Raw genomic sequence first — 14,046 nt, forward strand, 5'->3', positions numbered from 1 at the left:
ATTTTGTTTTTCATACAAAAAAGAGGCGAATTTCATTATTCGCCTCTTTCTTTTACCAAAATGAAGGAATCCATTCTTTCACTTTATCAATCCACTCTTGTTGCTCTTTTTTTCTTTGTTGTTCCTCTTCTTTCCTTCTCTTCTCTTCTTCTTTTCTTCGTTTTTCCTCTTCTATTGTAGTCAATTGTTTTTTATAATCAGCCTCAGATATGAGCGATAACTGAAATGCTTTTTGAGCTGGATTTGCGTTCGCTTTTTTCATAATATCCCGGAACATTGTCGTCGTAATTTGACTACCACCCGGAACATAATGATCGCTATCTGTTTTATCATATCCTACCCAAATCGCACCTACCAAATCTGGTGTGTATCCAACAAACCATGAATCCTTTGCGCCGGTGCTTGGGCCATTTACAATTTGAGTAGTTCCTGTCTTACCGGCCGTATCAACATTATTAACTTTCGCCTTTTCGCCCGTTCCCTTTTCGACAACGCCTTTTAATAAATATGTCATCTTTTGAGAAATTTTCTCGCTTGTCACTCGTGTCTCTTTCTTATACCACTTTCCAATCGTTTCACCTTCCGCATTTTGTATCTCTCTAATCGCATGAGCTTCCACTTGAACACCATCATTTGCAAATGTACTATACGCTTGAGCCATTACAAATGGGGATGTTCCTACATGCATACCGCCTAAAGCGATTGGATACGTACGATCTTCTGGCACTAATGGAATACCAAATCGCTCTAAAGATTTCAATCCTTTATCTAATCCAATCTGTTCCAATAGCCAAACAGCCGAAACATTGTACGACTTTGCCACAGCTTCATACATTGTCACATCACCGTGAAAAGTATGATCGCTATTTTGTGGTTTATATTCTTTAATATTAAATGGTTCATCTTTCAATATATCGTATACTTCATACCCTTGCTCTAACGCGGGTACATATACAGCTAAAGGCTTTAACGTTGAGCCAGGTTGTCTTTTTAATTGGGTTGCATGATTAAACTGTAAAAACTGATACGGTCCTCTCCCTCCAACTAAAGCTGGTACACCACCTGTTTTTGGATTCATAAGAACTACACCCGTTTGCATCAGTTGGTCTGAGCCATTATCTTTGAAATAACTATCATTATTCACAACGTCTTCTACAGCTTGTTGTTTTTTCGGGTCAAGCTCTGTATAAATACGATAACCACCCGCTAAAATTTCATTTTGTGTCAATTCGTACTTGTCCATTGCTTCTCTAACAATATAGTCTACATATTGAGAATATTTTCCCTTGTATTTATCATCCACACCACGTTTTAATACAAGACCGCTCTCTTTTTCTTTATTATACTGTTCGTCAGAAATATACCCTTGCTCTTTCATTAAGCTTAATACGACATTACGTCTTTCAATTGACTTGTTAAAGTTTTTATAAGGTGAATATGCAGATGGTGCTTTAATTAAGCCTGCAATCGTTGCAGCTTCTGAAATTGTTAAATCTTTTACATCTTTATCAAAATAAGATTTTGCTGCCCTTTTTATACCCCAAGCACCTTCCCCAAAATAAATTTGATTCATATACATTTCAATAATTTCATCTTTTGTATAAGTACGTTCTATTTTTTTTGTTAAAAAGTATTCCTTTATTTTACGAGAAAATGTACGATCTTGTGTCAGAAATACATTCTTCGCAAGCTGCTGTGTAATTGTACTTCCCCCAGCTACAACTTCTCCTGCTGTAATATTTTTAAAAACCGCACTTATAATTCCACTATAATAAATACCATGATGGTTAAAAAACTCCTTATCTTCTACTGCAACAATTGCCTGAACCATAATATCAGGAATATCTTTTCTTTTAACGCCTTCTGTTTTCGAAGAAGCTAATTTAGTTGCGACCTCATTATTTGCATCATAAATTAAAGTCGGTTGTGGAACAGCTTGTTTTAGTTCAGATATGTCTTGAATGGAAATTATTATATTTACAGCAATAAATAGAGTAACGAATACACTTCCCAATACAATTAATGAATTACGAAGTTTCTTCCTCTTATTGAACCACTCAAGCATTTTTTTAAAATGAGTGTTCTTCAATTTCATTCGTTCACTTCCTTCATTTATTTACACTCTTCTTTTTAAAAGGAAGAATATACCGCCTTTTAAATTTATTATAATAACGTAGTCATTCCTATAGTGTAAAGCTTTTCTTTTACATTCATACTTTTTGCAAGAAAAGGACATTCTACAAGTAAGATATTCACTATTGGATATTAATATTATTAATAGAACAACGAGAGTTATGTTAAGTTTTTGTAAACTTTTCGATAAAATGTTTTAAAAAACGACAGTTTTTTGTTAGAATTGATTAGCCAATATATTTTACATATATTACTTTTGTGGGGGTAACAATAATGGTCTTTAAATCAAAAAAAGATAAATTTTCTGAAATGTTAATGAATGTTTCCGAAAATTTAAAAGAAGGCGCGCAGTTTTTCGTGGAGTATAAAATTAAAAATGCTAGCGATTTAAAAGAGTTTTCTATGCGCATGAAAGAGTATGAGTCAAAAGGTGACTCATTTATTCACGAAATCATTATGGAGTTAAACAAAGCGTTTATCACTCCGATTGAACGTGAGGACATCCTACAACTTGCAATGAGTATGGATGATGTATTAGACGGATTAGATCACAGTGCTGGTCTGTTCGAAATGTATTCTATTACAGAAGCAGATGAATACATGATTAAATTCGTAGAAGCAATTAATCAATGTGCGATTGAGATTGCAAACTCTGTTGAATTAATGTCTAACAAAAAATTAGTCGACATTCGTACAAATGCGATTAAGATTAAGGATTATGAATCACAGTGTGATGATATTCGCCGTCATGCGATTAAGAACTTATTCTCTCGTGAAAAAGATCCGATTAAGATTATTCAATTTAAAGAGATTTACGAAGAGCTTGAAGAAGTAGCTGATAGCTGTCAAAGCGTTGCAAACGTATTAGAAACAATTATTATGAAGAACGCGTAAGGAGTTTGATCATGGATACACTCTTGATACTGACCGTTTTAGTAGTCATTTGCGCTTTAGCTTTTGACTTTATCAATGGATTTCACGATACAGCAAACGCTATTGCAACGGCTGTTTCAACGAAAGCTCTAAAGCCTAGACATGCCATTATTATGGCGGCTATTATGAACTTTTTGGGCGCAATGACATTTACAGGTGTAGCAAAAACGATTACAAAAGATATCGTTGATCCATTCGCCTTACAAAATGGTTCTCTTGTAATTTTAGCTGCTTTGCTTGCGGCGATAGCTTGGAACTTAATTACTTGGTACTACGGTATTCCAAGTAGTTCTTCGCATGCAATTATCGGCTCAATCGCAGGTGCAGCAATTGCGGCCGCTGGGATTAGCTCGCTAAATCTTAAAGGATTTATTAAAATTATTGAAGCTTTAATCATTTCACCGATTATCGCTTTCGTTATTGGTTATACCGTATACAGTATTTTTAAAGTAGTATTTAAAAACTTTAACTTAACGAAAACGAATAAGAACTTCCGTATATTCCAGATTTTCACTGCAGCATTACAAGCCTACACACACGGTACGAATGATGCACAAAAAGCAATGGGAATCATTACGATGGCTCTTATGGCTAATAACTATCATACTTCTAGCGATATCCCGTTCTGGGTACAATTATCTTGTGCTATCGCAATGGGGCTTGGTACTTCTGTCGGCGGATGGAAAATTATTAAAACTGTCGGTGGACAAATTATGAAAATTCGTCCTGTAAATGGTGTAGCTGCCGATTTATCATCATCACTTGTTATTTTCGGTGCAACATTCATTCACTTACCGGTTAGTACGACGCACGTTATCTCTTCTTCTATTTTAGGGGTTGGTGCTTCTCACCGTGTGAAAGGGGTAAAATGGGGAACTGCAAAACGCATGTTAATTACATGGGTTATTACACTTCCTATTTCAGCTTCTTTAGCTGCTCTGTTTTACTACCTATTACATTTTGTTTTCTAATCAAAAGTCGTCTTCCTTATTTTTCTAGGAAGACGACTTTTTTGTGAACAAGCCTATTTCTCATTAAAAAGCGTGTATAATAATTGGTGGATAAGTTATTTAGAGGAGTTGGCAATTTTGGAATACATCATGTTACTTTTCATCGGACTAATCGCCGGAACAGTCGGCAGCCTAGTTGGGCTTGGAGGCGGAATTATTATTGTTCCGTTATTAATTGGATTACACAGTTTATCACCACAACTTGCAGTAGGGACTTCTATGGTAACAGTCGTTTTCACAGGACTATCTTCCACCCTTACTTACATGAAGCATAAGCGAGTAGATTATAAAAGTGGACTTATTTTATTTATCGGAAGCGGCCCTGGTGGTATTATCGGATCATGGGCAAATAAATTTTTAAACCAAGACACATTTTCTTTATACTTTGGGATTTTCCTTATATTCGTCTCAATTCTACTTATGCTTCGAGACAAATTAAAACCTCTTTCCCTCTCAAATACGTCTGTAATTAAGCGTTCTTTTATAGATAATGATGGAAATACTGTACACTACCAATTCCCACCGTTTCTTGCTATCTTTATCGCCTTTATAGTTGGGTTTATATCTGGATTATTTGGAATTGGTGGCGGTGCCTTACTTGTTCCAGCAATGATGCTTCTTTTTGCATTCCCAGCACATATTGCAGTAGCAACTTCAATGTTCATCGTATTTCTATCAGCAATTGTAAGTTCTGCAACTCACATCTCACTTGGAAATGTCAGCTGGATTTATGCATTAATCCTGATTCCGGGTGCATGGATTGGCGGGAAAATCGGGGCTTACATTAATACAAAACTAAGTGGTAACGCCGTAATTAATTTATTACGTATTACGTTGATTATTCTTGGAACCAGATTAATCATTATTTCCCTTTTATAACGTATTCTTTTTAGAATGCGTTTTTCTTATACACATGAATATAAAAATCCTCCGAGGAGAACAAATAAAATTAAACAAACACATAATAACATATAATTTGAAATATGTACTTTCTTCAAGTTGACCACTCCTATAACTGCGACTGTTATCTTTATGATAGCGAAAAAATAGTTCACTTGCAGTTACAGAGTGCTAACAATGCAAAATCAATTATTACAAATTTTATCCTTATATTTCATTTCTTTGTATATTCTATCGATTTAATAAAAAAAGATGTCATATTGACATCTTTTTTAATGAAGAAGTGACCACCCCATGAAGTCTTCATGTACTTGGCACGCCCTCTTATCGTTTCGATCATATAATTCAGCATAGCTATCTGTTTCTTCATCATAAGCCATCGTATAAATAATTTGGCCGTCTACTTCAACGGATAAAACGACTCCACCTTTCATCTCTTCTACATGAATGATAGCATTCGCCGGAATTCTCATATCCGTCATTCTCATCGCATCTAACAATATACTAAACCCCCTACAGCGTATTCATTGCTAGTACTATTACACACTAAATAGTATACTACTGTAATAGCATACATTTCGTCAATGAAATTGCTGTTGAAATAGCATATTGTCTATATACATATACGCTAAAATAGAAGAAATAGAAACATATTAATGGGGGGCTAACATTGATTCTACACAAAGGAGATGTACTATTCCGTCAAGGCGAGGACGGTCCTTTATACTTTATAAAAACAGGCTTATTAAAAGTAGTTCGGCTAGAAGAAGACGGAACACCATTTTTATTCAACATTATCGTTCCAGGTGAAACGATACCTCATCATTCTTTAATTTCACCGAAAGAATATCACGGTACAGCTATCGCTTTAATAAAAACAGAAGTGGAACCGATCACTAATAGTGAATGGTACGAGAGACTTCAAGCAAATCCCGAATCGTATGCTAACATCGCTATGCAATTGCAATCTAAATTAAGAATGATGCAACAACGAATTGATCAATTGACAACCGTCTCTCCGAAAGAACGTCTTCATCGTTTACAAGAATGGTTCGCCCTATATTTAGGTGACATTCCTATATATGAAATATTAACACAAACCGAAATTGGTCAACTGATAGGTATACGTCGTGAAACAGTAAACCGTTTATTACGAGAACAAATAAAAAACGAGGTAAAATAAATACCTCGTTTTTTTGCTTATTGTAAGCTTGTTGCTGGGCCGAAAAATTCATAATGAATATGCTCTTGTTTCACACTTAAATCAGTTAGTGCAGCATTTATATGCTTCATAAATGCTACTGGACCACAGAAATAAAACTCTGCTTCAGTTGTCGGAATAATAGTTTTTAACCATTCACTTTCAATGAAACCTTCTTTATCAAAGTTCTTCATTTCTAAATCTTTTTCAGTCGGTGCAGAATAACAAGTATATGCTTTAACTTGTTCATATTCATTTTCTACTGTCTTAACGTGTTCTTTCATTGCATGTGTATTACTATTTATTGCTGCATGAACAAAATATACATTACGTTTTGAATCTTGTTCAATTAACGTATTTAACATACTCATCATCGGTGTAATCCCTACTCCACCACTAATTAGTACAACTGGTAATGTTGAATCCATATTTAACACGAAATCTCCCGCTGGTGCACTTACTGGTAAAACATCTCCTTCTTTTACATGTTCATGTAAGTAATTAGACACTTTACCGTCTGGTGTATCTACACCTTTTTCTTTTTTTACACTAATACGATAATATTCTTTCCCAGGAGCATCGGATAAACTATATTGACGATTATGTGTATATGTCTCACCTTCAATATTGATTTGAATCGTTACATATTGACCTGGGATGAATGAAGAAACTTTCCCTCCATCTTCAGGTTTCAAATAAAATGACGTAATAACATCGCTTTCCTTCACTTTTTTAACAATCACAAAGTTGCGGAAGTCTTTCCATCCACCTTCTTTATGTGCAGCTTCTTCATACATCTCTGCTTCAATGCTAATGAATGCATCAGCAATGACACCATATGCTTCTCCCCATGCATTTAAAACTTCATCAGGTGCACCTGCGATCTCTTTAATGGCACGTAGTAAACATGTACCTACAATCGGGTAATGCTCTGCTTTAATACCTAAACTTCTATGCTTATGACCAATTTGTTTTACAACTGGAATAATAGCTTCTAAATTATCAATGTACGTTGCAGCTGCATAAACAGCATTCGCTAACGCTTGTTGTTGTCTTCCCTTTTTCTGATTTGTATGGTTGAAAATATTCAATAACTCCGGATGTTCCGAAAATAAAATTTCATAAAATCTCGTTGTAATTTCAACGCCTTTTTCTTGTAATAATGGTACTGTTGACTTTACGATTTCAATTGTTTTTGCACTTAACATTGTATCCCACTCCTCTATTTCCTTAACTGTTTTTAGTTTAACTGAATCTTATAATGCAGATTGTGATTTTAATCACTATTAACACGGTGTTTTTGTGAATAATATATGAACATTGTATTTACAAAAGAAAATAAGCTAACTAGAATTCTAGCTAGCTTATTATTTTGTTTGTATAGCTTGTTCAATTACTTTTATATCTTTCCCATCGCCAAACTCCGTATATCCCCAGATATTCGTTTCACCTCTATATTTATTTACGATAATATCCAAGTCATGATATACACGGTGGGCATACACTACATACTCAATATTTTGAAGTTCCACACCTTTTTTTACAATTTCATAGCTTCTATTTACATCACGTTTTATTTTTTCATTCTTTATTTCTGTATGTATATTTTTTAACGATGATTCTTGTTGTTGAAACCATTGCTTAAATTGATTCCAATCCCCGTCTGTATAATTCTCTGCTTTACCGTAATTTAAGAAATTATTATAGCTTTCATGTGTCATTCGAATAAAATTTAGCACTTTTGTCTCTTCTTGCACATCTTCTATTTGAGCTATTGTATTTACCTCAGCAGGCTTATTCGCATAATGTAACAGCACTTTCATAAGACTATAGCTTGCAATGATTATCACGATAATAATCCCGAATACACTTAACAATTTCTTCATATACAGAACTCCTTCTCTACTAAAAATATTACAATGTATGACTATACTTGTAACTTTCTCTCGTAGAAATATAATTCCTGTATAAATTCTTCCTATCATTTCGACAATATTTTTCTATACATTTCTCGTTGGCAAATGTTCTTGTAAAACAATATATCCTTCATAAGCTGTGTAACCGAGTATAGCCATTAATCCAATATAACAAGCAAATACTGTCCATTTCGTTTTCGCATCCACTTTATAATAGTTTTCTTGTTGTTCCTTTTCTGTTTTCCATTCATTTAATTTTCTTTCTGACGCTTCAAATGCTTCCCTTATGTGAATTGTATACTCATCTTTTTCATCTTCATATGGAACATAATCTAACGGTTCGAACTTCGGTAAAAGATACTCTAACACTTCCATTTTTTGAAGTTCACCTATTTGTAACTCTTTTTCCCGTTCTCTTTGTCTTAATGCATTCATCTCATGATGCATCACGTATATAGTCCGATGTACAGCACCCGTTTCTTTTAATTCCTCTTCAAGCCTAGTAACATATTCTTTCATCCCATCAATTTTATGCCCTAATTCCTTAATCGGCTCATCTCTCTTTATTACTCTATATAACTCCATACAACCGATAATAACAATAAATCCTCCCAAAATACTTTTAAAGTAAATTGAATAGCCAAGTAATAAAATAAGGCCTGCTCCCCAAATTTTAGTACTGACAACTGAAATAATTCGCCCACCATCTAGCGGCGAAACGGGAATTAAATTAAAGAAATTAATCATACTTCCAAGCAAAATAACAAGCGCCCAAAATGGCTCTTTCGTCATTATATAAAGCGGTATCGCGGGTAAAAATGACAGAAGTCCGAAAAGCGGACCCATATAGGCAATGTAAGCTTCATCTTTCGCATTTTTCGGCATCTCTTTCATTCCAATAAGGGCCCCCATAAATGGAATAAAGATTGCTGGCGATGTTGGGATCCCCTTTCTTTTCGCAGCCCATAAATGGCCCATTTCATGAACAAACAACAAATAAATGAGCGCCACTCCAAATTTCCAACCATATAGAACTGCGTATGCGCCAAGCGATAGAAACATACTAAATACCGTTGAAAACTTTGCTAATTTAAAAATTGCAAATACCCACTTTAACTTAGACAGTAAAAATAGACCTATCGCAACAATAATTCCCCATAATCCTTTTTTATTATTTTTCATATTCCTCTCCTTTATCTCTCATTAATGAATCATATTCATTCATTAAAGCTTGTTCTTTTCTCTATTATGACATATTTTTTTCTATTGTTAGAAATAATGTTTATATAATCCATTTTCAGCCAAAAATATAAATAAAAGGAGGTGTACAAAAATGAATTTACAATCTCTTATAATAGGTGCTCTATCGTTTTTAGCTTCAACTCTTATTTTTTATACCGTTAGTTACGTATTATTATTAGATTTGTTGCCCAATCACGTATTTATTGCCCTTGTCATCCTTTCCGCTCTTATGATTTCTTTTCTTATTACACGAAAATCAATGAATGAGCCATCTGCAAAAGCAAAGTAATAGAGAGGGGTGCTTTCCCCTCTCTATTATCATTTCCTAGGAAAGGTCATATAGATTTGACGAGTTTATATTCATTCCAATCCGTAAGGGCTAATTAAAGTCTCACTTTATCTTTGAAAATTCATTTTTTCACCATAATCTTTAACAATCTGAATTATATTGTGAAACACACCTATTTTTTCTTTTTTACTGTTTAATATTTTCAAATCATAACTTTCGTAATATGTTTCTAATGATTTTAATTGTGATTCTGAAGCGCTTTTTATCGGAACAGTAGCATGTAATTCATATTGCTTATACCCTTCCTTTACTTTTTCACCTAAAATCATTTCACTCTCTTTTGCTCCAATTAATTTTTGAACTTTTTCTGGAAAATTGAGTTGCAAATAATATTCTTGCTCCTTCACTAACTTATTGTATAGTGATTGTGAAATCGTATACCGTACCGTATAATTCACGTTTTGATCGCCTGTTTTAATATGAAACGCGGTAATCTGCAAATCTTTTTTTGTTACTTCCGTTAAAGGGCTTACCTGCATCTCATCTTCTTTTTGTTCTGAGACATTTGGAAATATATCCAAAAGCTTTTCCGTATCTTTTTCATTCAACATATACATAGCTTTCTTATATTGCACCCATCCTCGTCTATCTTCTCCCCTTAACCATGCATAATAAGTTTCTTTTTTCCCATCTCTACTAATTTGTATTTCATATTCAGGTTCACCGAAGCTTCCTGTTATTTCTTGTTTCTCAGCTTTATTCAAAATGTCTATTACTAACTTCGCTTCTGATTCCTGCAACTTTTTCTCTTTATGTTTTTTTTGTATAACGGTTACCCCTATTGTTTCTTTCACTTCATTCACCGTCTCTTCTACTTTTTTTGTTTCTTTTTTCGGTTCAACTTGACCACAAGCTGCTAGTAACATAACAAACAACAACAATACATATTTCCCTTTCAAATTAATCCTCCTCTTACGATAAGAAATCCTTATAATCTTCATACATAAAACAAAAACGTGACATCCTATTAAATACGCTATACTAATCATTGAAAGGAGGTCTTTATCATGCCCATTAATTTTCATGATGAAAATAATAAGTACACATATGCAACAAGAAACGCTCATATTTCTTGGGGTGAAATTGTAAAAAACATTACAGAAATACAAAACAAGCAAATAATTGATATCGGCTGTGGTGGTGGGATTTATACGAAAGAACTCGCTCTTATGGGAGCCAATAATGTTGTGGGACTTGATTTTTCAAAAGAAATATTACAAGCTGCAAAAGAAAATTGTAACAACTTTTCAAACATTTCATTCATCCACGGTGATGCACATAATATCCCATACCCTAATGAAACATTCGACATAGTTATTTCGCGTGCAGTTATTCATCATTTACAAGACATTCCTACATTTTTACTTGAAGCTTCTCGTATATTAAATAAAAACGGTGTACTTATTTTACAAGATCGAACAATTGAAGATTGTACAATTCCAGGAAGTCCCGAACACATTCGCGGATATTTTTTCTCTCTATTTCCAAAACTTATTGAAATAGAGTCAAAAAGACGTCCAAAAACCAACACTATACAGACAGAATTACAAAAGCATTCTCTTCATGTACTTCCCACACAAACACAATGGGAAATACGAAAAATGCATGATTCTGTAGAAGCATTATTGCAAGATTTATCTCCTCGAACAGGTCGATCCATTCTATATGAGTTAACAGATGATGAACTTTCTCAACTTCGACAACATATACAGACCGCATTACAAAACGTCTCTCCTATTATTGAAAGAGATCGATGGACAATTTGGAGCGCCATGAAGTTGTAAGGAAGGAAGCCTCACAAAATAATGTGAGGCTTCCTTTCTTTCATAATCTAATTTTGCAACACTCTTGATATCCTCCACTTCTGGCCTGTGCACTTCCACACTTCGGACATACTAAATATCTAGACTGATTTGTCAACAAACTACCTTTTTGAAAGAGTAAAACTTCTGCTTGTTTAAACGAACGCGAATAATATAACCACATAAAACCAATTATAGCAATAATACCAAATAATACTCCCATCGCAAGCATTTCAGTCACCTCTTTTGGTTTGTTCTTTCCAGCAAGTGGATTGTTGTATTATTCTCTATAAATTCAAACAATCCCTTCTTCACTCCTATAAATATCAATTTTCTCTATAAAATTTACAATTCTCCGCAAATTTTCACTCCCATTTTACAATTCATCATTTCCTTTACAACAACGAATATCACTTTCGATATTTCCGTATATAAATATATCTTTCAAAAAACATATTGACTTTCTAAAAAAAACATGCAACAATACTGTCAGAATACTTGAATAAAAATTCATTGACGAGAACGAGTACGTTATAGAACTGTTCCCCAGAGAGTTGGCGATTTGCTGAAAGCCAACGTTCAGCGCGTAACCGAAAATCATCTCCGAGAAGTAGAACCGAATGTTACAGTAAGTTCTTACCGGCCGTCCCCCGTTACAAGGAACACGTATCATGTTGTACGTTGCAAAGCCGTATACATATAGATTTATTTCTACATGTGTAAATTAGGGTGGTATCGCGGGTAAATATAACTCGTCCCTTTCTTTAGGGACGAGTTTTTTGTGTTCTTACAAATGAATTTAAAAAAGGAGGAAAAACAATGAACACTGTATCAAAAAAACATATTTTTTTCACGGGTCTTATGCTATTTTCTTTATTTTTTGGGGCAGGTAATTTAATTTTCCCTCCCATGCTTGGCCAAAATGCAGGTGAAAACTTTTGGCCAGCAATGATTGGATTTTTACTAACAGGAGTTGGCTTACCACTACTAACTGTTATCGCAATTTCTCTATCTGGAAATGGAATGCAGCAACTTGCAAGTCATGTTCATCCATTATTCGGAATTTTCTTTACAGTAATTGTATACATTGCTATCGGTCCATCTATGGGCATCCCACGTGTTGCAAATGTCGCTTATGAAATGGGTGTTAGTTCTTTCTTACCAGAAACAATCCGCTCTAGCAGCCTAGTGCTATTTGTATATACAATCATCTTCTTTACTATCGTATTTTGGCTGAGTTTGAATCCATCTAAACTTGTTGATCGTATTGGAAATGTATTAACACCTATTTTATTACTCTCTATTTTCTTATTGTTTGTTAAAAGTGTATTTACACCACTTGGGCAATCAGGGCCAGCAATGCAAGAGTATCAAACTTCTCCAATCTTCAAAGGCTTTATGGAAGGCTACTTAACAATGGACACTATTTCAGCACTTGCATTCGGAATTATCGTTGTAAATGCAATTCGCTCTAAAGGTGTGAATGATCGTAAGTCCATTGCCATCGCCACAGCAAAAGCAGGGCTTATTGCCGCTACAGGGCTCGTACTTGTATACGGTGCACTCGGCTGGCTTGGGGCAACTAGCGTCTCGCTCGGATATGCAAAAAATGGCGGACAGCTACTTACTGTTATCGTACAACAATTATTCGGTCCATACGGTTTGCTCCTATTATCTCTTATCGTTACACTCGCTTGTTTAACGACATGCGTTGGACTCGTATCTGCGTGCAGCCAATATTTTTCAACATTATTGACTACATTTTCATACAAAACGTTCGCGAGTATCATTTGCGCATTAGGATTACTAGTTGCCAACTTAGGTTTAACGAAAATTATCGCAATCTCTGTTCCAATTCTACTTGTTGTGTATCCAATTGCGATTGTACTCGTACTACTATCATTACTTCATAAATACTTCGGTGGATATCGCTCTGTTTATGTAGGTGCTTTAATTGGAGCAGCTGTAGTGAGCGTATTTGATGGATTAAAACAAGGTGGTATTTCAGTTTCATTTATCACACCATATTTTGAATTTATCCCTTTATATAATGAAGGAATCGGCTGGCTAATACCAGCATTAGCAGGAGCTCTTATTGGTCTTGCAATGGCTAAGTTAAGCGGTACGAAAAAAGTTCCATTAGTAACCGAATCTCACGAAGTAAAAGCCTCCTAAAAAAACTCCCAAAAGGGAGTTTTTTTACATTTGATACGCAGTATGATTAAAACTGCTTATTTTATAAGCCTTCGTATAATATTCAATATTCGTATCAACTGTTTCTACCTTGACAACATCATAGTGCTCTTCTTGCTTTACTAAAAATAAATAGTATTCCTCTGTAGCCTCAATAATCGCAATTTTATCTGTTTCAACATTATATTGTTCACAAAGCGCTTGTAATGCGTTCACATAATCCCCTAATTTTTTAGACTTATCCATTCCGAATATAGTTTGAACTAACATATACATTCTCCCCTTTATATGTACTGTTAACACCTCAATGATAACGCTTACATTATTTATCGTCAATAAAAACATTCAATAGTTTTAACGCCAAATT

The 14,046-nt window shown here is 34.4% G+C and carries 15 protein-coding genes and 1 other annotated feature; of the genes, 7 read left to right on the forward strand and 8 right to left on the reverse strand.

The window, feature by feature from the left end; genetic code table 11:
• Window positions 1–52 precede the first annotated feature (52 nt).
• Window positions 53–2,095 carry a transglycosylase domain-containing protein gene (locus QCI79_RS05200; RefSeq protein WP_000769232.1) on the reverse strand — a complete coding sequence of 681 codons (2,043 nt, stop codon included), beginning with the start codon at window positions 2,093–2,095 and terminating at the stop codon, window positions 53–55.
• A gap of 311 nt (window positions 2,096–2,406) precedes the next feature.
• Here QCI79_RS05200 and QCI79_RS05205 point away from each other — a divergent pair, with 311 nt between their 5' ends.
• The 3 genes from QCI79_RS05205 to QCI79_RS05215 all read left to right on the forward strand — a co-directional run bounded on the left by QCI79_RS05205 (window position 2,407) and on the right by QCI79_RS05215 (window position 4,955).
• Window positions 2,407–3,027, forward strand: coding sequence for a DUF47 domain-containing protein (locus QCI79_RS05205; RefSeq protein WP_000231449.1), 621 nt, complete (start codon window positions 2,407–2,409; stop codon window positions 3,025–3,027).
• A gap of 11 nt (window positions 3,028–3,038) precedes the next feature.
• Window positions 3,039–4,037 (forward strand): inorganic phosphate transporter, encoded by a 999-nt coding sequence (locus tag QCI79_RS05210; RefSeq protein ID WP_000380273.1) that lies wholly within the window; start codon window positions 3,039–3,041, stop codon window positions 4,035–4,037.
• A 117-nt stretch (window positions 4,038–4,154) separates the two neighbouring features.
• Entirely contained in the window at window positions 4,155–4,955 is an 801-nt protein-coding gene (locus tag QCI79_RS05215) for a sulfite exporter TauE/SafE family protein (RefSeq protein WP_000455759.1), read from the forward strand.
• 293 nt (window positions 4,956–5,248) lie between these two features.
• Here QCI79_RS05215 and QCI79_RS05220 read toward each other — a convergent pair whose 3' ends face one another.
• Complete coding sequence (locus QCI79_RS05220) at window positions 5,249–5,476, reverse strand: hypothetical protein (protein ID WP_000883009.1); 228 nt, start codon at window positions 5,474–5,476, stop codon at window positions 5,249–5,251.
• A gap of 170 nt (window positions 5,477–5,646) precedes the next feature.
• Between QCI79_RS05220 and QCI79_RS05225 the strand changes: the two genes are divergently transcribed.
• A complete protein-coding gene (locus tag QCI79_RS05225; protein ID WP_000600581.1) occupies window positions 5,647–6,159 on the forward strand; it encodes a Crp/Fnr family transcriptional regulator in 513 nt (170 codons plus the stop codon).
• A gap of 17 nt (window positions 6,160–6,176) precedes the next feature.
• Here QCI79_RS05225 and hmpA read toward each other — a convergent pair whose 3' ends face one another.
• The 3 genes from hmpA to QCI79_RS05240 all read right to left on the reverse strand — a co-directional run bounded on the left by hmpA (window position 6,177) and on the right by QCI79_RS05240 (window position 9,275).
• Window positions 6,177–7,385, reverse strand: a complete 1,209-nt coding sequence (gene hmpA / locus QCI79_RS05230; RefSeq protein WP_000947317.1) for an NO-inducible flavohemoprotein — start codon at window positions 7,383–7,385, stop codon at window positions 6,177–6,179.
• Between the two features lie 159 nt (window positions 7,386–7,544).
• Window positions 7,545–8,063 carry a hypothetical protein gene (locus tag QCI79_RS05235; RefSeq protein ID WP_021728353.1) on the reverse strand — a complete coding sequence of 173 codons (519 nt, stop codon included), beginning with the start codon at window positions 8,061–8,063 and terminating at the stop codon, window positions 7,545–7,547.
• Between the two features lie 114 nt (window positions 8,064–8,177).
• Complete coding sequence (locus QCI79_RS05240) at window positions 8,178–9,275, reverse strand: site-2 protease family protein (protein ID WP_000794491.1); 1,098 nt, start codon at window positions 9,273–9,275, stop codon at window positions 8,178–8,180.
• A 151-nt stretch (window positions 9,276–9,426) separates the two neighbouring features.
• Between QCI79_RS05240 and QCI79_RS05245 the strand changes: the two genes are divergently transcribed.
• A complete protein-coding gene (locus tag QCI79_RS05245) occupies window positions 9,427–9,624 on the forward strand; it encodes a hypothetical protein (protein ID WP_001053356.1) in 198 nt (65 codons plus the stop codon).
• Window positions 9,625–9,731: 107 nt separating this feature from the next.
• Here QCI79_RS05245 and QCI79_RS05250 read toward each other — a convergent pair whose 3' ends face one another.
• Window positions 9,732–10,583, reverse strand: coding sequence for a YhfM domain-containing protein (locus QCI79_RS05250; RefSeq protein WP_016109664.1), 852 nt, complete (start codon window positions 10,581–10,583; stop codon window positions 9,732–9,734).
• 108 nt (window positions 10,584–10,691) lie between these two features.
• Here QCI79_RS05250 and QCI79_RS05255 point away from each other — a divergent pair, with 108 nt between their 5' ends.
• A complete protein-coding gene (locus QCI79_RS05255; protein WP_021728354.1) occupies window positions 10,692–11,468 on the forward strand; it encodes a class I SAM-dependent methyltransferase in 777 nt (258 codons plus the stop codon).
• A 40-nt stretch (window positions 11,469–11,508) separates the two neighbouring features.
• On the opposite strand, the gene QCI79_RS05260 is transcribed toward QCI79_RS05255, so the two are convergent.
• A complete protein-coding gene (locus QCI79_RS05260) occupies window positions 11,509–11,718 on the reverse strand; it encodes a hypothetical protein (RefSeq protein WP_000880630.1) in 210 nt (69 codons plus the stop codon).
• Between the two features lie 272 nt (window positions 11,719–11,990).
• Window positions 11,991–12,249, forward strand: a binding site (T-box leader).
• Between the two features lie 56 nt (window positions 12,250–12,305).
• On the opposite strand from QCI79_RS05260, the gene brnQ3 reads away from it, so the two are divergent.
• Window positions 12,306–13,661 (forward strand): branched-chain amino acid transport system II carrier protein BrnQ3, encoded by a 1,356-nt coding sequence (gene brnQ3, locus QCI79_RS05265; RefSeq protein WP_001099140.1) that lies wholly within the window; start codon window positions 12,306–12,308, stop codon window positions 13,659–13,661.
• A gap of 24 nt (window positions 13,662–13,685) precedes the next feature.
• Here brnQ3 and QCI79_RS05270 read toward each other — a convergent pair whose 3' ends face one another.
• Window positions 13,686–14,024 carry a DUF3922 domain-containing protein gene (locus QCI79_RS05270; RefSeq protein ID WP_002061028.1) on the reverse strand — a complete coding sequence of 113 codons (339 nt, stop codon included), beginning with the start codon at window positions 14,022–14,024 and terminating at the stop codon, window positions 13,686–13,688.
• Window positions 14,025–14,046: the final 22 nt, after the last annotated feature.

It is taken from the genome of Bacillus cereus group sp. MG1, assembly GCF_040460035.1.
Taxonomy (GTDB): domain Bacteria; phylum Bacillota; class Bacilli; order Bacillales; family Bacillaceae_G; genus Bacillus_A; species Bacillus_A cereus.